This is a genomic window from Aminobacter sp. AP02, from assembly GCF_003148805.1.
GTDB lineage: Bacteria > Pseudomonadota > Alphaproteobacteria > Rhizobiales > Rhizobiaceae > Aminobacter.
The window spans coordinates 149113-170939 of record NZ_QGGX01000002.1 but is presented as its reverse complement, the minus strand read 5'-3'; the positions used below and the strand labels follow the sequence as shown (position 1 = coordinate 170939).

The 21827-nt window shown below is 63.7% G+C and carries 26 protein-coding genes; 8 read left to right on the top strand and 18 right to left on the bottom strand.

All coding sequences use genetic code 11. The annotated features are described in order from the left end of the window. Window positions 1-36: 36 nt before the first annotated feature. Genes C8K44_RS02745 through C8K44_RS02735 form a run of 3 tightly spaced genes read right to left on the bottom strand, consistent with a single transcriptional unit; the run spans window position 37 to window position 1862 of the window. Entirely contained in the window at window positions 37-672 is a 636-nt protein-coding gene (locus tag C8K44_RS02745) for a class I SAM-dependent methyltransferase (protein ID WP_109574225.1), read from the bottom strand. Between the two features lie 12 nt (window positions 673-684). Next, on the bottom strand, window positions 685-1500 hold the full coding sequence (locus C8K44_RS02740) for an amino acid ABC transporter permease (protein WP_109574224.1): 816 nt from the start codon (window positions 1498-1500) through the stop codon (window positions 685-687). Continuing rightward, entirely contained in the window at window positions 1497-1862 is a 366-nt protein-coding gene (locus C8K44_RS02735) for a helix-turn-helix domain-containing protein (RefSeq protein ID WP_245417336.1), read from the bottom strand. Before C8K44_RS02735 ends, C8K44_RS02740 begins: the two co-directional genes overlap by 4 nt. Window positions 1863-1938: 76 nt before the next feature. Between C8K44_RS02735 and C8K44_RS02730 the strand changes: the two genes are divergently transcribed. Further along, on the top strand, window positions 1939-2334 hold the full coding sequence (locus C8K44_RS02730; RefSeq protein ID WP_245417335.1) for a nuclear transport factor 2 family protein: 396 nt from the start codon (window positions 1939-1941) through the stop codon (window positions 2332-2334). A 27-nt stretch (window positions 2335-2361) separates the two neighbouring features. On the opposite strand, the gene C8K44_RS02725 is transcribed toward C8K44_RS02730, so the two are convergent. Beyond that, a complete protein-coding gene (locus tag C8K44_RS02725; RefSeq protein WP_245417352.1) occupies window positions 2362-3111 on the bottom strand; it encodes a transporter substrate-binding domain-containing protein in 750 nt (249 codons plus the stop codon). Between the two features lie 352 nt (window positions 3112-3463). Between C8K44_RS02725 and C8K44_RS02720 the strand changes: the two genes are divergently transcribed. Next, window positions 3464-3706: a hypothetical protein gene (locus C8K44_RS02720; RefSeq protein WP_109574221.1), complete on the top strand. Its 243-nt coding sequence runs from the start codon at window positions 3464-3466 to the stop codon at window positions 3704-3706. Window positions 3707-3786: 80 nt separating this feature from the next. On the opposite strand, the gene rplS is transcribed toward C8K44_RS02720, so the two are convergent. After that, window positions 3787-4323 (bottom strand): 50S ribosomal protein L19, encoded by a 537-nt coding sequence (gene rplS / locus C8K44_RS02715; protein ID WP_109574220.1) that lies wholly within the window; start codon window positions 4321-4323, stop codon window positions 3787-3789. Window positions 4324-4679: 356 nt separating this feature from the next. Between rplS and C8K44_RS02710 the strand changes: the two genes are divergently transcribed. From C8K44_RS02710 to C8K44_RS02700, 3 genes are all read left to right on the top strand, one after another. After that, the gene (locus C8K44_RS02710; protein ID WP_109574219.1) at window positions 4680-5435 is read left to right on the top strand and encodes a sulfite exporter TauE/SafE family protein; all 756 of its coding nucleotides are present in this window, start codon (window positions 4680-4682) and stop codon (window positions 5433-5435) included. A 76-nt stretch (window positions 5436-5511) separates the two neighbouring features. Next, on the top strand, window positions 5512-5808 hold the full coding sequence (locus tag C8K44_RS02705; RefSeq protein ID WP_109574218.1) for a type II toxin-antitoxin system HigB family toxin: 297 nt from the start codon (window positions 5512-5514) through the stop codon (window positions 5806-5808). After that, complete coding sequence (locus tag C8K44_RS02700; protein ID WP_109574217.1) at window positions 5808-6251, top strand: XRE family transcriptional regulator; 444 nt, start codon at window positions 5808-5810, stop codon at window positions 6249-6251. Before C8K44_RS02705 ends, C8K44_RS02700 begins: the two co-directional genes overlap by 1 nt. Window positions 6252-6351: 100 nt before the next feature. On the opposite strand, the gene trmD is transcribed toward C8K44_RS02700, so the two are convergent. Both trmD and rimM read right to left on the bottom strand, forming a co-directional pair. Next, window positions 6352-7053: a tRNA (guanosine(37)-N1)-methyltransferase TrmD gene (trmD, locus tag C8K44_RS02695; protein WP_109574216.1), complete on the bottom strand. Its 702-nt coding sequence runs from the start codon at window positions 7051-7053 to the stop codon at window positions 6352-6354. Beyond that, window positions 7050-7646, bottom strand: a complete 597-nt coding sequence (gene rimM / locus C8K44_RS02690; RefSeq protein WP_109574429.1) for a ribosome maturation factor RimM — start codon at window positions 7644-7646, stop codon at window positions 7050-7052. The genes trmD and rimM overlap by 4 nt, the downstream gene beginning before the upstream one ends. A gap of 69 nt (window positions 7647-7715) precedes the next feature. On the opposite strand from rimM, the gene C8K44_RS02685 reads away from it, so the two are divergent. Together C8K44_RS02685 and C8K44_RS02680 are read left to right on the top strand one after the other, a co-directional pair. Beyond that, window positions 7716-8654 carry a tyrosine recombinase XerC gene (locus tag C8K44_RS02685; protein ID WP_109574215.1) on the top strand — a complete coding sequence of 313 codons (939 nt, stop codon included), beginning with the start codon at window positions 7716-7718 and terminating at the stop codon, window positions 8652-8654. 77 nt (window positions 8655-8731) lie between these two features. Further along, window positions 8732-9802, top strand: coding sequence for a TraB/GumN family protein (locus tag C8K44_RS02680; protein WP_109574214.1), 1071 nt, complete (start codon window positions 8732-8734; stop codon window positions 9800-9802). A 6-nt stretch (window positions 9803-9808) separates the two neighbouring features. On the opposite strand, the gene C8K44_RS02675 is transcribed toward C8K44_RS02680, so the two are convergent. Further along, a complete protein-coding gene (locus C8K44_RS02675; RefSeq protein ID WP_109574213.1) occupies window positions 9809-10276 on the bottom strand; it encodes a DUF2867 domain-containing protein in 468 nt (155 codons plus the stop codon). 187 nt (window positions 10277-10463) lie between these two features. On the opposite strand from C8K44_RS02675, the gene C8K44_RS02670 reads away from it, so the two are divergent. Beyond that, the gene (locus C8K44_RS02670; RefSeq protein WP_245417334.1) at window positions 10464-10874 is read left to right on the top strand and encodes a hypothetical protein; all 411 of its coding nucleotides are present in this window, start codon (window positions 10464-10466) and stop codon (window positions 10872-10874) included. A gap of 69 nt (window positions 10875-10943) precedes the next feature. Here the strand turns inward: C8K44_RS02670 and lpdA are convergent, their stop codons facing one another. The 10 genes from lpdA to sucC all read right to left on the bottom strand — a co-directional run bounded on the left by lpdA (window position 10944) and on the right by sucC (window position 21816). Then, window positions 10944-12350 (bottom strand): dihydrolipoyl dehydrogenase, encoded by a 1407-nt coding sequence (gene lpdA / locus C8K44_RS02665; protein WP_109574212.1) that lies wholly within the window; start codon window positions 12348-12350, stop codon window positions 10944-10946. A 26-nt stretch (window positions 12351-12376) separates the two neighbouring features. After that, window positions 12377-13132 carry an SDR family oxidoreductase gene (locus C8K44_RS02660; protein WP_109574211.1) on the bottom strand — a complete coding sequence of 252 codons (756 nt, stop codon included), beginning with the start codon at window positions 13130-13132 and terminating at the stop codon, window positions 12377-12379. Then, window positions 13129-13623, bottom strand: a complete 495-nt coding sequence (locus tag C8K44_RS02655) for a hypothetical protein (RefSeq protein WP_109574210.1) — start codon at window positions 13621-13623, stop codon at window positions 13129-13131. The genes C8K44_RS02660 and C8K44_RS02655 overlap by 4 nt, the downstream gene beginning before the upstream one ends. Continuing rightward, on the bottom strand, window positions 13623-14267 hold the full coding sequence (locus tag C8K44_RS02650; protein WP_109574209.1) for a LysE family transporter: 645 nt from the start codon (window positions 14265-14267) through the stop codon (window positions 13623-13625). The genes C8K44_RS02655 and C8K44_RS02650 overlap by 1 nt, the downstream gene beginning before the upstream one ends. After that, a complete protein-coding gene (locus tag C8K44_RS02645; RefSeq protein ID WP_109574208.1) occupies window positions 14264-14722 on the bottom strand; it encodes a VOC family protein in 459 nt (152 codons plus the stop codon). The genes C8K44_RS02650 and C8K44_RS02645 overlap by 4 nt, the downstream gene beginning before the upstream one ends. Window positions 14723-14758: 36 nt before the next feature. Beyond that, window positions 14759-15172: an MAPEG family protein gene (locus tag C8K44_RS02640; RefSeq protein WP_109574428.1), complete on the bottom strand. Its 414-nt coding sequence runs from the start codon at window positions 15170-15172 to the stop codon at window positions 14759-14761. Window positions 15173-15295: 123 nt separating this feature from the next. Next, the gene (odhB, locus tag C8K44_RS02635; RefSeq protein ID WP_109574207.1) at window positions 15296-16567 is read right to left on the bottom strand and encodes a 2-oxoglutarate dehydrogenase complex dihydrolipoyllysine-residue succinyltransferase; all 1272 of its coding nucleotides are present in this window, start codon (window positions 16565-16567) and stop codon (window positions 15296-15298) included. Between the two features lie 22 nt (window positions 16568-16589). Further along, window positions 16590-19580, bottom strand: coding sequence for a 2-oxoglutarate dehydrogenase E1 component (locus tag C8K44_RS02630; RefSeq protein WP_109574206.1), 2991 nt, complete (start codon window positions 19578-19580; stop codon window positions 16590-16592). Window positions 19581-19718: 138 nt separating this feature from the next. Further along, window positions 19719-20615, bottom strand: coding sequence for a succinate--CoA ligase subunit alpha (sucD, locus tag C8K44_RS02625; RefSeq protein ID WP_109574205.1), 897 nt, complete (start codon window positions 20613-20615; stop codon window positions 19719-19721). A 4-nt stretch (window positions 20616-20619) separates the two neighbouring features. After that, the gene (gene sucC, locus C8K44_RS02620; protein ID WP_109574204.1) at window positions 20620-21816 is read right to left on the bottom strand and encodes an ADP-forming succinate--CoA ligase subunit beta; all 1197 of its coding nucleotides are present in this window, start codon (window positions 21814-21816) and stop codon (window positions 20620-20622) included. Window positions 21817-21827 lie beyond the last annotated feature (11 nt).

Here is a 21827-nt window from a genome sequence, read left to right as displayed (position 1 = left end):
GTCCACCCTGTCGCAGGGCCGATTGTCGCGGAAGCCTCAGACGATCTCGAACACGAAAGTCCTCACCATCGCTTCCGGTTCAGCGACCGCGTAGCAGCGGAACCACGCACTTTCCTCGATCGGCCGCCACTTTTTCTGCCGTTCCAGCTCGGCAAAGACAGCCGGAAAACCGCCGATTTCGAGCGCCTTGTCGCGCACCGTGAAGATGGCGTGGCCGCCCTTGCGCGTGATGCGCACCAGTTCGTGCAGGCCTGATGCCGGAGCATGGCTGATGGTGAACACGCCTGTCGAAAAGAAGGCGCGGAAATGCCCGTCCGGCCACGGCAACGGCCCACCCAGTTCAGCCTGCTTCAGCTCGCCATAGCTCTGGCGGCTTTTTGCCACCGCCAGCATCTCCTGCGACAGGTCGAGCCCGGCGAGATCGGTGTAGCCGAGTGCCGTGAGCGAGGGGCCCGACAGGCCAGTGCCACAGCCGGCATCGAGCAGCGGACCTTCGCCCACCGGCACATGGCGCGCCACCCAGGCCGCGATCAAGAAGGGAAGGAGATATCCGAGCGAGGCGGTTTCGCTGTCATAGGTCGCTGCCCAGGCGGCATAGGCCGCCTCAAGCTCCTGTGGCGTCTCGGCCGAATAAACCGCGTGAAGTGCCGCCTCCGCCCTATTGGAACCCACAACCCCACTCCTCTATCCGCGCGGCTCGGAACTCCGCCTCAGGCGCTTTTCCAGCGCACGCAACGCCAGCGACAGGCTGACCGTCAAGATCAGGTAGACATAAGCCACGATAGAATAGGTCTCGAAGAAGCGGAACGATCCCGAGGCATAAACCTTGCCCATCTGGGTGATGTCGGCGACGCCGAGCACCGAGACCAGCGAGGAATCCTTGACCATGGCTATGAAGTCGTTGCTGTAGGGCGGCAGGATGGTCTTGAACGCCTGCGGCCACACGATGTGGCGAAAGCGCCGGTAGCGCGACAGTCCCAGCGCCTTGGCGGCCTCGATCTGGCCTATGTCGACGGCCTGGATTCCGGCGCGGAAGATTTCGGCGATGAACGACGAATAGGCGATCATCAAGGCGATGATCGCCCGCCACAACAGCGAAAAGTCGCGCACCTGCATCGGCTCGACCAGCCCCGCCGCCTGCAACGGGGTAGTCGCCCAGTTCCAGAATGCCACCCAGGCTGGTGCACCGACAAAGGCCACCCAAAACAGCAGCACCAGGATCGGTACCGAACGAATGATCTCGACATAGAAGCGCGAGAACTGGCGCAACCAGATCGAGCCGGACAACCCCATCAGGGCAATGCCGAGTCCCAGCGCCGACGCCAGCGCGAAGCCGACGATGGTGACGAATACGGTGATGCCGAGGCCCTTGGTGACAACCGAAAAGACCTGGCTGTAGAGATCGTTGGCGGCGATGGCCACGCCCGCCACGACAGCGATCGTCGCGGCAGCCACCAGCCACCAGGGAAAATCGTCCTTCTTGACCGGATACTGGCTCATGCCGCAGCCGCATCCTGTCGCGGCGCGGCAAAGCTGGACGGCAGCGTTTCGAACTGATCGAGCAGTGCAACGACCCGGCGTCCGCCGTCTGTCAGCGCGTATAAAACGCCGCGCGGGAAGGCGGCGACCGCGTCACGCTCGACAAGCCCGCGCCGCTGCAATCCGTCCAGCCGCTCCGACAGCACCTTGGCGGTGACGCCGGGCAGGTGCGCCATCAACTCGCCATGGCGCTTCGCACCGATCGAGAGCTGCCACAGCACTAGCGCATTCCAGCGGTGACCGAGGAAGGCCAGCCAATCCTCGAGGGGGCAAATTTCCGGCCGCCGTGGCGTGGGCGCTTCGCGCTCGATCTCGGTAGTCATGTCGGCAATCATTCGAGATACCCGTTTGGATAGTTCTGAATCGGCATGTTTCTGTCGCCGAAACAGGAGAAAGCCAATGTCATCAAAAGTCTATCGGCCAACCGAAATGAACGAAACCTTCGCCGCCATTCGCAACAGCGGCGATGTCGGAGGCCTGCTGGCGCTTTACGAGGAAGACAGCCAGCTTTTGGTCGATGCCAGCGGTTCTGGTTTCACGGGCAAGGCTGCGATCGCCGAGGAATTCGAACGGCTGGTGCGCATTCCCGGCACCATGACGTCCAGAAACACCTTCTGCGTCGAACATGGCGACCTGGCGCTGCTGCGCGCCGATTTCGCAATCGTCAATGAGGAAGGCACAACCCTCTATTCCGGCTTCACCGCCGAAATCGTGCGCAGGCAGGCCGACGGCACATGGCTCTATGTCGTCGACCATGTCGGCGCCAGCCTCTACGGCGCGGCGCGCGGCGCCTAGGCCGCCCGCCAAAGCCATGTCGGCCGCTTACTGGCCCATCTTGTAGTCGAGGAACCACTTCTTGTTCAGCGCGTCGATCGTGCCGTCGGCCTTCATCGCCGCGATCGCCGCGTTGATCGGCTGGACCAGGTCCGAGCCCTTCTTGAAGATGAAGCCGAAATCCTCGCCGCCGAGCGGCTCGCCGATGATCTTGAGCTTGCCTTCGGAAGCGTCGACATAACCTTGCGCTGCCACGCCGTCGGTCAGCACCAGGTCCACGTCGCCGGTCTTCAGCGCCTGCACGGTCGCGCCGAAAGTCTCGAACAGCTTGATGCGCGGGTTCTGCTCGTTGCCGTCGAGCACGTCGTAGACCGAAACGAAAAACGGGGTCGTGCCCGGCTGTGCCGCGATCAGGCCATCCTTCAGCGCTGCAAAGCCCTTGTGGTCGGTGAAGCGGCTTTCATCGCTACGCACCAGCATGCGCATTTCCGAATGGATATAGGGATCGGAAAAGTCGACCTTCTCCTTGCGGTCGTCCTTGATGGTGATGCCGGTCATGCCGATCTGGTACTGACCGTCGGCCACTGCCTGGATCATCGCGTCCCACGAGGTGTTCTGGTACTCGACCTTGAAGTTGAGGCGCTTGGCCATGTCGTCCATGGCGTCATATTCCCAGCCGATCTGCTTGCCGGTCTTGGGATCGACGAATTGCAGCGGCGGGTAGGCGTTTTCCGTCACCACGACCACGGTCTTGCCACCGAGATCCGGCAAGCTCTGGGCCATGGCGGCAATGGGCATGAGCACGACGGCCAGCGCGCCGGCCAATGACAGCTTGAAATTCTTCATCATGCGTTCCCCAAAAACTCAAGACCGGCTTCACCGGTCCATTTGCGGCAGACTTTAGACTCCCCCCACGCCGTTGCAAGCATGCTTGCTCTACTGTGCCCCCATCCCACAGTTGTTAGTTGCGCCTTTGCCGGCCGAAACGAAAGTGCCTCTCGGCCACCTGCCTGGTGGGGAGGTATTTCGACCGTGAAACACGCTGGAGACAATCGGCTCGGTCAACGGCGTCTCGCCGTTACGGTGATGCCTTATCTTGATGTTCGGGTTTGACCGTCCATCGGCAAGGACGCAATTGGGATTGCGGGCAATGATGCGAAACAGGTTACTGTCGTCGGCACTGGCGGTCGCCGTCTGCGGGCCGTTCATCCTCGCGCTTTGGGGCCTTCAGTTGGCGACCCGGTCCGAACCGGTTATCTGCTCCAGCGCGGCAACCTATGCGACCGCACCAGGCACCAGACGGCTTGCCGCATGCCCTTCGGCTGTCGTCGATCATCCTCGCGGCCATGGCTCCGGCAACGAAGCAAGCTGGATGCTGGCCGCCCTTCGCTGAGCTCCCACAAAGGCCCCAGGTAGTTCCCAGAACGCAAAAGGGCGGCCGAAGCCGCCCTTTCGAAATCAATACGCCGGAGATTATTCGGCGGCGGCTTCAGCTGCCTTGGCGGCCTCGGCGGCTGCCTTCTTCTCGGCTGCTTCCTGAGCTGCCTTCTCGGCGGCCAGCGCCTGGGCTGCGGCAACCTTTTCGGCTTCGATGCGCGCCTTCTCGGCAGCCAGCGCCGCGCGCTCGGCTTCGTTCAGCTTGCGGGCGCGCACGCCGGTGTTCTCGACGATACGAGCCGACTTACCGCGACGGTCGCGCAGGTAGTACAGCTTGGCACGACGCACCTTGCCGCGGCGGACGATCTCGACGCCCTCGATCATCGGCGAGTAGACCGGGAACACGCGCTCCACGCCTTCGCCATAGGAGATCTTGCGGACGGTGAAGTTTTCCTGGAAGCCCGAACCCGAACGGGCGATCACGACGCCCTCATAGGCCTGGACGCGGGTACGCGAACCTTCGGTGACGCGCACCTGAACGCGGACGGTGTCGCCGGGCTGGAATTCAGGCAGGGTGCGCTTGGCTTCGATCTTGGCGGCCTGTTCGGCCTCGAGCTGGCGGATGATATCCATCTCAAAAATCCACTTCTTGTTCTTCCGACAGCCAGAGCGCCCAACGCTCGCCTTGCAGTTCCAATGACCGCTTGGGTATGCCTTCTTCCCTTGCGGGCCTTCCGGCAGGGGCGACTACACCGTCACTGTTGACGGGTCCGGTCGATTATTCGTCCGGTTCGGGCGGGCACATAGCGCTATTTCGGCCATTTGTCACGCCTTCGCCGCTTCTTTTTTGCAACGACGGCTTGCTGGCAAACTTTCGATGCTGCCAAAGACACCTTGGGCCACGCGACGGGCAACGGCAAGCCATGGCTTGCATCCGGCGCCCTTGCTTCCTACAGACCGGGCAAGCAACCGATCAAGGCAGGCAGCCCGTGTCCCTCATTACAGTCGGCATTCTCTTTCTCGCGGGCTTCCTGTCAGGCGTCGTCAACGCCATCGCCGGCGGCGGCACCTTCTTGACCTTCGGCGCCATGACCATGCTCGGCGTCCCGCCGATCTCGGCCAACGCCACCTCCTCCATCGCACAGTTCCCCGGCTACATCACCTCGACATGGGCATATATCGACGACATCAGGGTGATGTGGCGCGGGGCCATCGTCTTCGCCATCATCTCGGCGGTGGGCGCGCTGGCGGGCGCCCTGATCCTGCTTTCGCTCGATAATGCCGCCTTCGGGGCACTGGTGCCCTGGCTGCTGCTCGCCGCAACCGCTTTGTTCGCCGCCGGCCCGTGGCTGCGCCCGAAAAAGCTCGCCGAGCGCGCGCCCGATGCTCCGGCATCGCTCGTCGGCCGCATCGTCCAGTTCTTCACCTCGATCTATGGCGGCTTCTTTGGTGCCGGCATGGGCGTGATGATGCTGGCAACGCTCGGTCTCACCGAGGGCGGCGACTACCACCGCCTCAACGCGCTCAAGAACCTGCTCTCGATCGTCATCGCCGCCGTCGCCATAGTCATCTTCGCCTCCGGCGGCGTGGTGACCTGGACGGCCGCGGCCGCCATGGTGCCAGGCGTGGCACTCGGCGGCTATGCAGGTGTCTGGACCGCCCGCCGCGTGCCGCAAGGCATCGTTCGCGCGCTCGTCGTCGCAATCGGCCTGTTTTTGGCCTTTTATTACTTTACCAAGGGGTAGGTAGTGGCCCGCTATCGATTTCCCAAATTGGGAGAATTGACCTTGTTCCCAAATTGGGAAAGCGCTATATGAAGACATGCAGATACTGAGCAAGAAGACGTTGCGCGACTTCTGGGAGAAGCATCCGCAAGCGCAGCGTCCGCTCACGGCATGGTATCAGGCAGTCGATGCCTCCGCATGGACAGGACCGGCTGACGTCAAGGCAATGTTCGGCCCAAGTGTGGACTTTGTCGCCGACAACCGCATCGTCTTCGACATCGCCGGCAACAAATATCGGCTGGTCCTGCATGTCAGCTACACATTCAAGCGGGTGCTGATCAAGTTCGTCGGCACACATGCCGACTACGACAAGATTGACGTGGAGAAGGTGTGATGGACAACATTCGACCCATCCGCAACGACGAAGACCTCGAATGGGCCGTCGCGGAAGTTGCCCGCTATTTCGAGCACGAGCCCGCGCCCGGCAGCGCCGACGCGGCGCGCTTCGACGTGCTGTCCACCCTCATCGAGGCCTATGAGGACAAGCACTATCCGATAGAAACGCCTGACCCCGTCACTGCCATCGTCTCGCATATGGAGATGCGAGGCCTCAAGCAGCGCGATCTTGCCGAAGTCCTCGGCTCAGCGTCGCGGGCGTCTGAGATCGTCAACCGCAAGCGCATGCTCAATGTCGACATGATCCAGCGGCTGCACGCGCACTGGAAGATACCGGCGGAGACACTTGTCCAGCCTTATCACCTGGCAGCTGCGGATGCCGGCCGCCCCGCGAGGAAACAAGCGAAGCGTCAGGTCGCCTCTGTCAGTCACAGGTCTTAGGCAACCTCGCAGGATTTGGGTTCGTCGCCCCCTGCGGAGAGGTGCCGAGCACAGCGAGGCGGAGAGGGCTTCGTAAGACCCAAGTGTCCCGGTGACGACCTTACCCCTTCTTCTCAACCCGCCCGGCCCAAAGGTCCGGCCGCCTTTCAGCCGTCAGCTTCTCGGCTTCGGCACGTCGCCATTTGGCGATCTTGCCGTGATTGCCCGAGGTCAACACCTCGGGAATAGCCATCCCCTCGAATTCCTGCGGCCGGGTGTAGTGCGGGTGCTCCAGCAGCCCGCCTTCGAAACTTTCTTCGTCGCCTGACACCTCATTGCCCATCACGCCAGGCAAAAGCCTGACGACCGCATCGAGAAGCACCAGTGCCGCCGGCTCGCCACCCGACAGGATGAAGTCGCCGACCGAGATCTCTTCCAGCTCCCGCGCGTCGATGACACGCTGGTCGACACCCTCGAAACGTCCGCACAGGATCACCGCACCCGGCCCGGCCGCGAGTTCCCGCACGCGCTCTTGCGTCAGCGGCTTGCCGCGCGGGCTCATCAGGATGCGTGGGCGCTCATCGCCCTCAGGCGACGCATGGTCGATCGCCTTGGCCACAATGTCAGCGCGCATCACCATGCCTGCACCGCCGCCAGCCGGCGTGTCGTCGACTGTACGATGCTTGTCGGTGGCGAAGTCGCGGATCTGCACCGCCTCCAGCGCCCAGTCGCCGCGCTCCATCGCCCGCCCCGCCAGCGACAGCCCCAGCGCGCCGGGAAACATCTCGGGATAGAGCGTGAGTACGCTGGCTCGGAACATCAGCGATTGCCCCCGGCGTCCTTCGGTCCGCGCGGGCGCTTGTCGAATTCGCCATCAGAGGGCGCGTCATCGTCGTCCTCGTCCTCGACCAGCCCCGCAGCGACCGTGTCGATGGCAACGAAACCGCCTGCCACATCGACCACCGGCACCGCGGCCTTGGTGAACGGGATCAGCACACCCTTGCGGCCTTGATACTGGATTTCCAAAATGTCGCCGCCGCCGAAATTCTGCACGGCAAACACCTTGCCGACCGGCTCGCCATTTTCGTTGCGAACCGCAAGCCCGACCAGATCGGTATAGTAAAACTCGCCCTCGTCACCATCGTCAGGCAACGCCGAACGGTCGACGAACAGCTCGGTGTTGGTCAGCGCTTCTGCGGCATTGCGGTCGTTGACGCCCTTGAATCGCACAACCACCACCTCATTGGCCGGCCGGATGGCGGCGATCTCGAAGGCCCGACCGTCCTTGGCATAAAGCGGCCCATAGTCGGCCAAGGCCAGCGGGTCGCCGGTAAAGGTCTTGACGCGCAGTTCGCCCTTGATGCCATGGGCGGCGCCGATCACGGCCATCTGGATAGGATTTTGGGGTTTGGCCATCGCCTGCTTCACTGCTTGCTAACTTCACTCGTTCAACACTGCCTTATTCCAATCGGACGCCCACTGCCAATGCAGGAATTCCTCATCGCCGCAAAACCCGACCTGCAGTCGGCCCGCGAGGGCTGGCTCAAGTCACTCGCCGGCGAACGGCGCCTCTCCGCCGCGACCGTCGACGCCTACGAGCGCGACACGCGCCAGTTCCTGCAGTTCCTCACCGGCCATTGCGGCGGTGCGCCCGGCATCGCTGACATCCGCGACCTGCGCCCGGCCGATCTGCGCGGCTTCCTCGCTTCGCGCCGTGCCAATGGTGCCGGTGCGCGCACGCTCGGGCGCGGCCTGGCAGGCGTGCGGTCGCTGCTGCGCTTTCTCGAGCGGCAGGGCCTGGTCAACGCCGCTGGCTCCGCTGCACTGCGCGCACCCAAGCAGCCGAAATCGCTACCCAAGCCGCTGACGGCGGTCGACGCCAAGCGCGTCGTTTCGGCCGACGAACAGCTTGCCGAAGAGCCGTGGATCGCCGCGCGCAATGCCGCTGTCCTGACCCTGCTTTACGGTGCCGGCCTGCGTATTTCCGAAGCGCTCAATCTATCCGGGGCCGAATTGGCTTCGCCCGAAGACACGGTACTGCGCATATCGGGCAAGGGCGGCAAGACGCGGCTCGTGCCGGTGCTGCCCGTGGCGCTCGCCGCCGTCGCCGAATACCGCAGGCTGTGCCCCTACCATCTCGACGCCAATGGCGCGCTGTTCCGTGGCGCGCGCGGCGGAAAGCTCGACCCTGCGATCATCCAGCGCGACATGCGCAAGATGCGCTCGGCCTTGAACCTACCGGATACGGCCACCCCGCATGCGCTGCGCCATTCCTTCGCCACGCATCTTCTTGGCCGCGGCGGCGACCTGCGCACCATTCAGGAGCTGCTTGGCCATGCCAGCCTGTCGACGACCCAGATCTACACCGGCGTCGACACGGCCCGACTGCTGGAGATCTACGAGGCAGCCCACCCGCGTGCCTAGCAAAACGCACGCGAAGCCCGACAATTGTCGCTGCGGAATTAACCGTTTTGCCGCTTTTGATGGCTACACAAATGTCTATGAGACGCACGACCGACTTCACAGACCGCGCCGCGACTTTCTCGCTGAAGCTGCTTGCAGCGCTCAACGTGCTGTTCTTTATCCTCTTCTTCACCGTTGCGCTCCTGCTCGCGGGCAAGGCGCATGCCGAAGCTCCCGCCTGCACGGGTTCGGACATGCTGGCAGCTCTTGCCAGGGACAATCCGGCACTGCTCGCCAAGATCGAGGCCGAGGCCAAGGATACGCTCAACGGCGAAGGCCTGCTGTGGAAGCTCGAAAAGCCCGGCCAAAAGCCGTCCTGGCTCTACGGCACCATGCATGTCACCGACGCGCGCGTCACCAGGCTTGAACCTCAGGCCCACACTGCGTTCGACGGCGCGCATACGCTGGTCATCGAAACCACCGACGTTCTCGACCAGAACGCCATGCTCGCCAGCCTGATGAAGCAGCCCGAACTGATGATGTTCACCGACGCCACGACGCTGCCTTCGCTGCTGTCGCCGGAAGACGCCAAACTCGTCAATTCCGCACTCGAAGCGCGCGGCATTCCGTTTGCCAGCGTCACCAAGATGAAGCCGTGGATGCTTTCGGCGATGGTGGCCCTGCCAGCCTGCGAACTGACCCGCAAGGCGGGGGGCGCTCCCGTGCTCGACATCCTTTTGGCCCAGCAGGCCAAGGCCGCCGGCAAGGAGGTCAAAGGGCTTGAGACTGCCGCCGACCAGCTGTCGGCGATGGCCTCGTTGCCGCTCGAGTTCCACATCAAGGGCCTCGTCGAGACCCTCAAGCTTGGCGAGCGCATGGACGACGTCATCGAAACCATGGTCGTGCTCTACGAGCGCGGCGACACCGGCATGTTCTGGCCGCTGTTCCGCAATGCCCTGCCCGGCGCTGCAGGCGACGATTCGGGCTACGCGGCCTTCGAAGAAGCAATGGTGACGGCACGCAACAAGACCATGGTCGAGCGCGCGGAACCGTTGCTTGCCCAAGGCGACGCCTTCATGGCTGTCGGCGCGCTGCATCTGCCCGGGCCCGACGGGCTGGTCGAGCTGTTCCGCAAGGCCGGCTACATCGTGACGGTGGCCGATCGCTGATTGCAGCTACGGCCTGGCAGCCCGCGCCAGCATCGCCGGCACGATGATCTTGTGGAATGGCATCACCGCTGCGAGATAGGCCCGCCCCAGCGAGTTGTGCGGCCTGACCAGCGTCGTAGCGCTTACCTCCTGCCGCTCGTCGCCGAGTTCCTTCAATTCGACAAGCAGGCGGAAATCGAGGTGGCGATCGTCCAGCCCGAGCACCATCCGCTGCCCGGACTGGCTCAGCACAGGAAACATGCCCTTCCGTTCCAGCTCCGGCGCAAGGTCCTCATCCCGCGTCTTCAAGCCGAAAGGCCTGACCAATATGTTGCGCAGCGCCATCAGGGCGCCGATCCAGCCCGGACGGTGACGGAACACCCGCTCGGCAGCCGCCCCGACATCAAGGCGCTGGCCACTGACCACAATCGCGAAACGATCGGTGAAACTCGCTCCGGGTAAAATTTGCTCGGCAATGGGCAGGACAGTCACCACGGGTTCTCGCCTCCGTTCATTGCAATCTGGCCGAGCTTATCCGATTCATCGCCCTTCACGTGTGGCGAAACGCCGCCGCTGGAATGTTCGTTTCGAAAATTCACGTCAATGTGAAACCGAAATGCCAATCGCGCGTTGAATGACATGTTCAACAATGGTTGCGGGGCGCAGCTGAGGGAGACTCTCAATGGTGAACAATCCAGATCCAGGACGCCCTACCGCCAGGCAGTCGAGCATGGGCAGCAATTGGCTGATAGCTATCATCGTCGTGCTGCTGGCTGCCGTGGCCTACTACATCTTTGGCCCCAGGTCGGCCGAGGCGCCCGCTCCAGCCGAACCGCCGGCCGCAACCGCCCCAGCGCCTGCAGAACCAGCCGCACCCGCGCCATCGGGCACCATGGCTCCCGCTCCGGCCGAGCCCGCGGCGCCCGCGCCATCGGGCACCATCGCTCCCGCTCCGGCCGAGCCTGCGGCACCCGCGCCATCGGGCACCATGGCCCCTGCACCCGCAGCGCCTTCCGGCGGCACCACCACCGAACCGGCTCCGGCAGCACCTTCAGGTGGCGGCACTACTGCTCCAGCGCCGTCCGGCGGCTGAAGTCGATATCAAACGCAAACGGCCCGCTCATCGAGCGGGCCGTTTCGTATCTTTCGATGTTCGCCGGTCCTACATGTGGATCGGCTTGAAGAAGGTGGCGAGTGCCGCTTCCTTCACGGCTTCCGACATCGTCGGGTGCGCATGGCAGGTACGGCCGAGGTCTTCCGACGAGCCGCCGAACTCCATCAGCACCGCCGCTTCGTGGATCATCTCGCCCGCGCCGAAGCCGACGATGTGTACGCCCAGCACCTTGTCGCTGTCCTTGTCGGCCAAAACCTTCACGAAGCCGTCGGTGTGCAGCATGGCGCGTGCCCGGCCGTTGGCGGTGAACGGGAACTTGCCGACCTTATAGGCGACACCCGCCTTCTTCAGCTCTTCCTCGGTCTTGCCGACCGAAGCGACCTCGGGGCTGGTATAGACCACGCCGGGAATGACGTCGTAGTTCACGTGCCCGGCCTGGCCGGCGATGATCTCGGCAACGGCCACGCCCTCGTCCTCGGCCTTGTGGGCCAGCATCGGACCCACCACCACGTCGCCGATCGCATAGATGCCAGCGACGTTAGTGCGCAGATGGCCGTCGGTCTTGACCCGACCGCGCTCGTCCATCTCGACGCCGGCTTCCTTCAGGCCGAGGCCGTCGGTGTAGGGCCGGCGGCCGGTGGCAACCAAAACGACATCGGCCTCGATGGTTTCCGCCGCACCGCCCTTGACCGGTTCGAAGGTCACGACAGCGCCCTTCTTGGCCTTGGCGGCGCCCGTCACCTTGGAACCGAGCTTGAACTCGAAGCCCTGCTTGGCCAGCATGCGCTGGAACTGCTTGGCGACGTCGCCGTCCATGCCGCCCAGGATGGTGTCGAGATACTCGACCACCGTCACCTTGGCGCCGAGGCGTGCCCACACCGAGCCGAGCTCAAGGCCGATGACGCCACCGCCGACGACCACCAGGTGGCCCGGCACCTTCTCCAGCGCAAGCGCGCCGGTCGACGACACGATCACCTTCTCGTCGAAGGCGACATCGACGCCTGGAATGCCGGCGACGTCGGAACCCGTGGCGATGACGATGTTCTTGGTCTCGAGTTCCTGGGTCTTGCCGTCCGCGCCGGTGACGGCAACCTTGCCGGCGCCCAACACCTTGCCGGTACCCTGGAAGCTTTCGATCTTGTTCTTCTTGAACAGGAACGACACGCCGTTAACGTTGGCGGCAACCGTCGCATCCTTGTGGGCCATCATCTTGGTGAGGTTCAGCTTGGGGGTGCCGACCTCGACGCCGAGCGCGTCGAACGAGTGCTGTGCCTCGGCCAGCATCTCCGAAGCATGCAGCAGCGCCTTGGAGGGAATGCAGCCGATATTCAGGCAGGTGCCGCCGAAGGTCGCGTTCTTCTCGACCACGGCGACCTTCAATCCGAGCTGTGCCGCCTTGATGGCGCACACATAGCCGCCTGGGCCCGATCCGATAACGACGACGTCATATGCCATTGTTCTGTCCTTCTTGCCTGGCGCGCTCAGCGGCCGCCACTCACGTTCAAAATTGAGCCCGTCGTATATGATGCCTCATCCGACAAAAGCCAGATGACGGCGTGTGCGACTTCTTCGGCCTTGCCTTCGCGCTTCATCGGGACTGCGCCGCGAATGGCGGCGATTCGGTCCGGCTGGCCGCCTGAAGCATGGATTTCGGTGTCGATGATGCCTGGGCGCACGGCATTGACGCGCACGCCTTCGGTGGCAACCTCGCGGGCAAGCCCGATGGTGAAGGTATCGATGGCACCCTTCGAGGCGGCGTAGTCGACATATTCGCCGGGCGAACCGATCAGGGCCGCAGCCGAGGAAATGTTGACGATCGCGCCGCCTGCACCACCATGCAGGCTCGACATGCGCTTGACCGCCTCGCGGGCACACAGGATCGAGCCGATGACGTTGATGCGCATCATGCGCTCCAGCCGCGCCAGATCCATCTCGTCCACGCGTGCCTTCATGTCGACGATACCGGCATTGTTGACGAAGGCGTCGAGCCTGCCATAGGCGGCGTCGACAGCGCCGAACATTCCAAGGACGTCGGCCTCGTTGCCGACGTCGCCCTTGACGGCGAACGCCTCGCCGCCGGCAGCCTTGATCTCGGCCACCAGGGTATTGGCGGCGGTCTCGTTGGAGGCGTAGTTGACCGCGACGCGGTAGCCGGCCTTTGCCGCCAGCCGGCAGATGGCGGCGCCGATGCCGCGGCTGCCGCCGGTCACCAGCAGAACTTTGCCTTGAGCGCTCATTCCTGGCACCCCTTTATCTCGAACACGTCCCACGGCACTTTGGAGAACCCGTCGGGGCCATAGGCGGCGGATGTCCGCAACGCATGGCCGAGGTCGGAGAAGATCAGTTTCCTGGGCGCGGCCGAGGCGGTGCGTTCGCGTGGCAGGAGCCCGACATTGCCCTCATCGTCGACGCTGTAGATCACGCCCTGCCACACCGTGCAGGCCTCGATCTCCTCGCCGGTCACGTCGCCTTCCGGGCACTGGTGCATCAGCATGCCGTTCGGCCGCGCCACGTCCTGCGACCACATCACGACGCCGTCAAGCACGACGTCATTGTCCAGCACCATCTTGAAACTATTGGTCACGGTTGCCGATTCCAGCGTCGGCCTGAAGTCGATCTCGGCGACCTTGTCGCGGTCGCCATAGACGGCAAGCTCGACCGGGCATGCGGCATGGGCCGTCGTCGCCGACAGCATCGCCACAGCCGTGATCAGCGCCTGAATCCGCATCAGCCGGCCTGCACCGTGGCGAGCTTGACGCCAAGCCCGATGAAGATCATGCCGGTCGCCTTGTTGAACCAGCGTCCCCAGGCAACGAAGCGCTCACGCACCGAGGCCATGGTGAAGAACATCGACACACCGACGAACCAGGCGATCAGCACCACGGCCATCAGCAGGCCGTAGACGCCCTTCACCGCAGCCGGCGTCTCGTGGCTGACCATCGCCGTGAACAACGGAAGGAAAAACAACACGGCCTTGGGGTTGAGCGCGTTGGTGACGAACCCCATGAGGAAACAGCGCACCGCCGAAATTTCCCTGGCCTCGCTGGCGCTCTCTTGCACGTCGACGGAAGCCATTTCCATCGGGCCCGCGCGCAGCGCCCTGATGCCGAGATAGACGAGGTAGGCCGCACCGGCCCACTTGATCAGCGAAAACAGCAGCAGCGACTTCGACACGATCAGCCCGATGCCCAGGATCGTATAGCTGACGTGAAACAAAAGCGACACGCCGATGCCGAAACTGGTGATGATGGCGGCACGGCGGCCATGCACGACGCTCTGGCGCACCACCATGACGAAGTCGGCGCCCGGCATCACCATCAGCACCGAAAACACCGCCATCAGGCCGGCAAATTCGAACGCGTATTGCGTCATGCCTTGTCACTCCCCGCCTGTGCGCCCAGGGCGGCGTTGCCGAGGGGCGCGTTGAAGGCCCAGACATGGCCGAACGGGTCTCGGATGCGACCGTAGCGGGCGCCCCAGAAGACGTCGTCCGGTTCCATGGTGATCTCGGCCCCGGCGGCGACCGCGCGCTCGATGGCGGCGTCCACTTCACCCGGCAGCTTCAGATTGATGTTGACTGTCATGCCGGCGCCGCCCCGGCTCAGCGGCGACAGAACATCGGCGCCGAATTCGGGAAACTCGTCGTGCAGCATCACTTCGCCGCCGAACATGGCAAGGTTCGCATGCAGCACGCGGACCCCGTCATCAGCCATCTGTTCGAAGGTCTCGACCGCGTCGAAGGCCTTCTCGTAGAACGCGATCGCATCCTTGCCATCCTTGACGCAGAGGTGCACCTGGATCGGGGGAATTTCGGGTTCGAATGCCATGCGAACGTCTCGTTTCCGTTTCTTCAGGCGTCAGGCTTACGTCATCAGGCGGACGACCATCAGGACCAGCCCGGCGATCGAAACGAACCAGACGATCGAGCGCAGCACCGGCACGCCGGTCACGTAGAGGATCGTATAGCCAACGCGCGCGACGATCCACACCACCGCCCCGACTTCACCCAGATCGCCGGTCTTGCCGGTGACGGCCAGCGCCAGTGCCAGCCCGATGAAGACCGGGTAGGTCTCCAGCATGTTGTTGAGCGACCTCATGAGCCGCCCCGCCACAACGCTTTTTGACACGCGCTGTTCGTCGCGCGGGCCGAGCAGGTATTTTGTACTGAGATCGCCGGAGAGATCGAGGGACAGCGCCTGCGCCAGTATGTGCGCGATCACAAGCACCGCACTCCAGCCGAGCACCCAGATTTCAGTCGATTCCGCTGCAGCTTCCATCATCCCTCCGCCCCGAAGCGCAAGATAGCTGATCAGTACGGCGTTTCCGACCGCTGGCAAGTCCGACGAAGGTCAGGGAAAGCAAAGGAGCCCGGTCAGCCGGGCCCCTCGAAGCTTGTCCGATCAGAGATCGAGAACCAGGCGCTCCGGATCTTCCAGGCTATCCTTGACGCGGACGAGGAAGGTCACGGCTTCCTTGCCGTCGACGATGCGGTGATCGTAGCTGAGCGCGAGATACATCATCGGGCGGATGACGATCTGGCCGCCGACCACGACCGGACGATCCTGGATCTTGTGCATACCGAGGATGCCAGACTGCGGCGCGTTCAGGATCGGCGTCGACATCAGCGAACCGTACACGCCACCATTGGAAATGGTGAAGGTGCCACCCTGCATGTCGGCGACCGACAGCTTGCCATCTCGCGCGGCAAGACCGAGGCGGCCGATTTCCTTTTCGATCTCGGCGATCGACATCTGGTCGGCATCGCGCACGACCGGAACCACCAGGCCCTTTTCGGTGCCGACGGCAACGCCGACATGGGCGAAGTTCTTGTAGATGATGTCGGTGCCGTCGATCTCGGCGTTGACCGCCGGGATTTCCTTCAGCGCGTGCGTCACCGCCTTGGTGAAGAAGCCCATGAAGCCGAGCTTCACGCCGTGCTTCTTCTCGAAGATGTCCTTGTACTTCGAACGCAGCGCCATGACCGCGCTCATGTCGACCTCGTTGAAAGTGGTCAGCATGGCTGCGGTCGACTGCGCTTCCTTGAGGCGGCGCGCGATCGTCTGGCGCAGCTTGGTCATGCGCACGCGCTCTTCGCGCGGAGCGTCTGCGGTGGGCGACGGCACACGCGCAACCACAGGTGCTGCAGCCGGAGCCGGAGCGGCGGCAGGCGCCGAAACGCCCTTGGCTATGGCTTCGAGCACGTCGCCCTTCAGCACCTGGCCACGCTTGCCGGAGCCTGCGACCTGGTCGACCGACAGGTTGGTCTCGGCCAAAAGCTTGGCGGCTGCCGGTGCCGGCGGCATCTTGCGCTCTTCGATCGGCGGCGCACCTGCAACCGATGCCGTCTGCACGGCGGCTTCCTTGACCGTCGAAGCGGCATTGGGCGCCGAGGCCTGGGCGACGGCGGCGGGCTTGGGAGCAGCCACTGCGCCGTCACCGGCACCGATGGTGCCGAGCAGCGCGCCAACGCCGACGGTTTCGCCTTCCTTGACGGTCAGCTCGACCAGCACGCCAGCTGCAGGCGCCGGCACTTCGATGGTGACCTTGTCGGTCTCGAGCTCGACCAAGGGCTCGTCGACGGCGATCACATCGCCGGCCTTCTTGAACCACTTGCCGATGGTTGCCTCGGAGACGGATTCGCCGAGGGTGGGGACACGGATTTCGGTAGCCATTTTTTTGCCTGTCCGTTCTTTGTTATTCGCCGAGGGCGTCGTCGAGGAATGCCTGGAGCTGCGCCAGGTGCTTGGACATCAGGCCCGTCGCCGGAGAGGCGGCGGCCGGACGGCCGGTGTAGCGCACGCGCTGGTGCTTGGCGTCGATATGGGCGAGCACCCATTCCAGATACGGGTCGATGAACGACCACGCGCCCATGTTCTTGGGCTCCTCCTGGCACCACACCATCTCCGCATTGCGGAAACGGCTGAGTTCGGTGATCAGCGCCTTGGCCGGGAACGGATAGAGCTGCTCGACGCGCAACAGGTAGATGTCGTCGATGCCGCGCTTCTCGCGCTCCTCGTAGAGGTCGTAATAGACCTTGCCGGTGCACAACACGACGCGGCGGATCTTCGAATCCTTGACCAGCTTGATCGGCTGATTGCCGAGATACTGGGCGTCGTCCCACAAAAGGCGGTGGAACGAGCTTTCGCCCGAAATCTCCGACAGCGAAGACACGGCGCGCTTGTGGCGCAGCAGCGACTTCGGCGTCATCAGGATCAGCGGCTTGCGGAAGTCGCGCTTCAGCTGCCGGCGCAGGATATGGAAATAGTTGGCCGGCGTGGTCACGTTGGCGACCTGCATGTTGTCTTCGGCGCAAAGCTGCAGGAAGCGCTCGAGGCGTGCCGACGAATGCTCCGGACCCTGGCCTTCATAGCCGTGCGGCAGAAGGCACACGAGACCCGACATGCGCAGCCACTTGCGCTCGCCAGACGAGATGAACTGGTCGAACACCACCTGCGCGCCGTTGGCGAAGTCGCCGAACTGCGCTTCCCAGAGCGTCAGCGCCTTGGGCTCGGCCAGGCTGTAGCCATATTCGAAGCCGAGCACGGCCTCTTCCGAGAGCATCGAGTTGATGACCTCGTAGCCGGCCTGTGCCGCCGACAGGTTGTTGAGCGGGATGTAGCGGTTTTCGTCGCGCTGGTCGTAAAGCACGGTGTGGCGCTGCGAGAACGTGCCGCGCTCGGAATCCTGGCCCGACAGGCGGATCGGATTGCCGTCGAGCAGGATCGAGCCGAACGCCAGCGATTCCGCCGTTGCCCAGTCGATGCCTTCGCCGGATTCGATCGCCTGGCGGCGGTTTTCGAGGAAGCGGCCGATGGTGCGGTGGACTTCGAAGTCCTTCGGCACCTCGGTCAGCTTCTTGCCGATTTCCTTCAGCGTCTTGACCGGCACCGCGGTCTTGCCGCGGCGCTGTTCGTCCTGGTTGTCGGCCGTGCGCAGGCCCGACCACGCGCCATCCAGCCAGTCGGCCTTGTTGGGCTTGTAGGCCTGGCCGGCTTCGAACTCAGCCTCGAGATGGCCGCGCCAGTCGGCGCGCATCTTGTCGAGCTCGGCCTGGTTCATCAGGCCTTCGGCCATCAGCTTGTCGGCATAGGTCTGCACCGTGGTCTTATGGGTGCGGATGTTGCGGTACATGATCGGCTGCGTGAACGCAGGCTCGTCGCCTTCGTTGTGGCCGAAGCGGCGGTAGCAGAACATGTCCACGACGACCGGCTTGTGGAACTTCATGCGGAATTCGGTCGCGACCTTGGCCGCGAACACCACCGCTTCCGGATCGTCGCCGTTGACGTGGAAGATCGGCGCTTCGATCATCTTGGCAACGTCGGACGGATAGGGCGACGAGCGCGAGAAGCGCGGGTTCGTCGTGAAGCCGATCTGGTTGTTGATGATGAAGTGCAGCGTGCCGGCCACGCGATGGCCGCGCAGGCCAGACAGGCCGAGGATTTCCGCGATCACGCCCTGGCCGGCGAATGCCGCATCGCCGTGCAGCAAGAGCGGCATCACCTTGGCGCGCTCTTCCTGCGGCACGATCTCGCCGCGCGCGCGGCCGAACAGCTGGTCCTGCTTGGCGCGTGCCTTGCCCATCACCACCGGATCGACGATCTCGAGGTGCGAGGGGTTGGCGGTCAAGGACAGGTGGACCTTGTTGCCGTCGAACTCGCGGTCGGACGAGGCACCGAGATGGTACTTCACGTCGCCCGAGCCCTCGACGTCGTCAGGCGCGTAGGAGCCGCCCTTGAACTCATGGAACACGGCGCGGTGCGGCTTGGCCATGACGTTGGTAAGCACGTTGAGACGGCCGCGGTGGGCCATGCCGAGCACGACCTCCTTGAGGCCGAGCGAACCGCCGCGCTTGACGATCTGCTCGAGTGCCGGGATCAGCGACTCGCCACCGTCGAGGCCGAAGCGCTTGGTGCCCTTGTACTTGACGTCGATGAACTGCTCGAAGCCCTCTGCCTCGATCAGCTTCGACAGGATCGCCTTCTTGCCCTCGGGCGTGAACTCGATCGCCTTGTCCGGCCCCTCGATGCGGGCCTGGATCCACGCCTTCTCCTCGGGATCGGAGATGTGCATGAACTCGACGCCAAGCGTCGAGCAATAGGTGCGCTTCAGGATCTCGAGCATCTCGCGGATGGTCGCGTATTCGAGCCCCAGCACGTGGTCGATGAAGATCGGCCGGTCGTAGTCGGCGTCGGTGAAGCCATAAGCCTCCGGCGACAGCTCGTTATAGTCTTCCAGCGGCTTGGCGATGCCGAGAGGGTCGAGATTGGCATGCAGGTGGCCGCGCATGCGGTAGGCGCGGATCATCATGATGGCGCGCACGGAATCGCGCGTCGCCTGCAGCACGTCGGCCTTGGACGGCGCGGTGCCGGTCGCGGCGACGGCCTTGTCCTTGACCTTCTTTTCGATCAGCTTCTCGACCATGCCCCAGTTGCCGTCGAGTGCGGAAACCAGTTCGCCATTGGCCTGCAGCGGCCAGCTCGGCGTCGACCACGAAGCGCCCTTGGCGTTCTTGCGGATGTCGCCGGCGTCGTCCTTCAACGCGCCGAAAAAGTCTCGCCATTCGGAATCGACCGATTCAGGGTCGTCGAGATAGGCGGCGTGCAGCGCCTCGATATAGTCGGCATTGCCGCCATAGAGGAACGAAGTGAGGGAAAATTGGTCGTTGGCCTGATCTGATCGTGCCATCTTATCGCTCGGAGCCTCTGGCTCCTCTCCTTTTCAGAGCGAATAGTGAGTAGCGAATAGCGAGTAGGACTTCGCTTGTGCGTGGTCGCTCATCGCTCTTCTCTACTCACTATTCGCTACTCTCTATTGGCTATTCACTTAGCCCTTGATCGCCTCGACCAGCGTAGTGCCGAGACGTGCAGGCGATGGCGACACGCGGATGCCCGCTGCCTCCATGGCCGCGATCTTGTCTTCCGCGCCGCCCTTGCCGCCGGAAATCACAGCACCCGCATGGCCCATGGTGCGGCCTTCCGGTGCGGTGCGTCCGGCGATGAAGCCGGCCATCGGCTTCTTGCGGCCGCGCTTGGCTTCGTCGATGAGGAACTGCGCTGCGTCCTCTTCGGCCGAACCGCCGATTTCGCCGATCATGATGATCGACTTGGTTTCGTCGTCGGCCAGGAACATCTCGAGCATGTCGATGAATTCCGTGCCCTTGACCGGGTCGCCGCCGATGCCGACAGCCGTCGACTGGCCGAGACCGGCGTTCGTCGTCTGGAACACCGCCTCATAGGTAAGCGTGCCGGAGCGCGAAACAACGCCCACCGAACCCTTGCGGAAGATGTTGCCCGGCATGATGCCGATCTTGCACTGGTCGGGCGTGACGATGCCCGGGCAGTTCGGGCCGATCAGGCGCGAGGTCGAGCGGTCGAGACGCGCCTTGACCTTGATCATGTCCATGACCGGGATGCCTTCGGTGATGCACACGATCAGCGGGATCTCGGCGTCGATCGCCTCGATGATCGCAGCGGCGGCCCCTGCCGGCGGCACGTAGACGACGGAAGCATTCGCGCCGGTCTTTTCCTTGCCTTCGGCAACCGTCGAGAAGATCGGCAGCGGCACGGAGCCGTCCCACTTCTCGCCGCCCTTCTTGGGGTGGATGCCGCCGACCATCTTGGTGCCGTGATAGGCCAGCGCCTGCTCGGTGTGGAACGAACCGGTGTTGCCGGTCAGGCCCTGCACCAGGATCTTGGTGTTCTTGTCGATGAGAATGGACATTGGCTCAGTTTCCCTTCACCGCAGCGACGATCTTCTTCGCCGCGTCGTCGAGGTCGTCGGCGGAAACGACGTTCAGCCCGCTCTCGTTGATGATCTTCTTGCCAAGCTCGGCGTTGGTGCCTTCGAGGCGAACCACCAGCGGAACCTTGAGGCCCACTTCCTTGACGGCCGCGATCACGCCTTCGGCGATGATGTCGCACTTCATGATGCCGCCGAAGATGTTGATCAGGATGCCCTTCACGGCCGGATCGGCGGTGATGATCTTGAACGCCGCGGTCACCTTCTCCTTGGAAGCGCCGCCGCCGACGTCGAGGAAGTTGGCGGGCTCGGCGCCGTAGAGCTTGATGATGTCCATCGTCGCCATGGCGAGACCGGCGCCGTTGACCATGCAGCCGATGTTGCCGTCGAGGGCGACATAGGCCAGGTCATACTTCGACGCTTCGATTTCCTTGGCGTCTTCTTCGGTCGTGTCGCGCAGTTCGAGCACGTCGGCGTGACGGAACAGCGCGTTGTTGTCGAACGACACCTTGGCGTCGAGCACGCGCAGGCGGCCATTCTTCATGACGATCAGCGGGTTGACCTCGAGCAGGCTCATGTCCTTCTCGACAAACGCCTTGTAGAGGATCGGAAACAGCGTCTCGCCGTCCTTGGCAGCCTCGCCCGAAAGCTTCAGTGCTGCATTCAGCGCCTTGAGGTCGTCAGCGGTCACGCCCTTTTCCGGGTCGATCGCAACTGTGATGATCTTTTCGGGCGTATCATGCGCGACCGCTTCGATGTCCATGCCGCCTTCGGTCGAAACCACGAAGGCAACGCGACCAACCGAACGGTCGACGAGGATCGACAGGTACAGCTCGCGGTCGATGTCGGCGCCGTCCTCGATGTACAGGCGGTTGACCTGCTTGCCGGCCGGGCCGGTCTGCTTGGTCACCAGCGTGTTGCCGAGCATTTCCTTGGCAAACGCCACGACCTCTTCGACCGACTTGGCAAGACGCACGCCGCCCTTGGCGTCGGCGGGCAGTTCCTTGAACTTGCCCTTGCCACGGCCACCGGCGTGGATCTGGCTCTTCACCACGTAGAGCGGACCCGGCAGCGCCTTGGCCGCTGCTTCCGCTTCTTCGATCTTGAACACCGGCACGCCGTCAGCGACGGGCGCACCGAAACCCTTCAGGAGCTGCTTGCCCTGATATTCGTGGATGTTCATGCGCGTGATCC

Coding starts and splice junctions, on each gene's coding strand:
- C8K44_RS02740 (WP_109574224.1), bottom strand. CDS start 1,500: ATGAGCCAGTATCCGGTCAAGAAGGACGATTTTCCCTGGTGGCTGGTG.
- C8K44_RS02735 (WP_245417336.1), bottom strand. CDS start 1,862: ATGACTACCGAGATCGAGCGCGAAGCGCCCACGCCACGGCGGCCGGAA.
- C8K44_RS02730 (WP_245417335.1), top strand. CDS start 1,939: ATGTCATCAAAAGTCTATCGGCCAACCGAAATGAACGAAACCTTCGCC.
- C8K44_RS02725 (WP_245417352.1), bottom strand. CDS start 3,111: ATGCCCATTGCCGCCATGGCCCAGAGCTTGCCGGATCTCGGTGGCAAG.
- C8K44_RS02720 (WP_109574221.1), top strand. CDS start 3,464: ATGATGCGAAACAGGTTACTGTCGTCGGCACTGGCGGTCGCCGTCTGC.
- rplS (WP_109574220.1), bottom strand. CDS start 4,323: ATGGATATCATCCGCCAGCTCGAGGCCGAACAGGCCGCCAAGATCGAA.
- C8K44_RS02705 (WP_109574218.1), top strand. CDS start 5,512: ATGCAGATACTGAGCAAGAAGACGTTGCGCGACTTCTGGGAGAAGCAT.
- C8K44_RS02700 (WP_109574217.1), top strand. CDS start 5,808: ATGGACAACATTCGACCCATCCGCAACGACGAAGACCTCGAATGGGCC.
- rimM (WP_109574429.1), bottom strand. CDS start 7,646: ATGGCCAAACCCCAAAATCCTATCCAGATGGCCGTGATCGGCGCCGCC.
- C8K44_RS02685 (WP_109574215.1), top strand. CDS start 7,716: ATGCAGGAATTCCTCATCGCCGCAAAACCCGACCTGCAGTCGGCCCGC.
- C8K44_RS02680 (WP_109574214.1), top strand. CDS start 8,732: ATGAGACGCACGACCGACTTCACAGACCGCGCCGCGACTTTCTCGCTG.
- C8K44_RS02670 (WP_245417334.1), top strand. CDS start 10,464: ATGGTGAACAATCCAGATCCAGGACGCCCTACCGCCAGGCAGTCGAGC.
- lpdA (WP_109574212.1), bottom strand. CDS start 12,350: ATGGCATATGACGTCGTCGTTATCGGATCGGGCCCAGGCGGCTATGTG.
- C8K44_RS02660 (WP_109574211.1), bottom strand. CDS start 13,132: ATGAGCGCTCAAGGCAAAGTTCTGCTGGTGACCGGCGGCAGCCGCGGC.
- C8K44_RS02655 (WP_109574210.1), bottom strand. CDS start 13,623: ATGCGGATTCAGGCGCTGATCACGGCTGTGGCGATGCTGTCGGCGACG.
- C8K44_RS02650 (WP_109574209.1), bottom strand. CDS start 14,267: ATGACGCAATACGCGTTCGAATTTGCCGGCCTGATGGCGGTGTTTTCG.
- C8K44_RS02645 (WP_109574208.1), bottom strand. CDS start 14,722: ATGGCATTCGAACCCGAAATTCCCCCGATCCAGGTGCACCTCTGCGTC.
- C8K44_RS02640 (WP_109574428.1), bottom strand. CDS start 15,172: ATGGAAGCTGCAGCGGAATCGACTGAAATCTGGGTGCTCGGCTGGAGT.
- odhB (WP_109574207.1), bottom strand. CDS start 16,567: ATGGCTACCGAAATCCGTGTCCCCACCCTCGGCGAATCCGTCTCCGAG.
- C8K44_RS02630 (WP_109574206.1), bottom strand. CDS start 19,580: ATGGCACGATCAGATCAGGCCAACGACCAATTTTCCCTCACTTCGTTC.
- sucD (WP_109574205.1), bottom strand. CDS start 20,615: ATGTCCATTCTCATCGACAAGAACACCAAGATCCTGGTGCAGGGCCTG.
- sucC (WP_109574204.1), bottom strand. CDS start 21,816: ATGAACATCCACGAATATCAGGGCAAGCAGCTCCTGAAGGGTTTCGGT.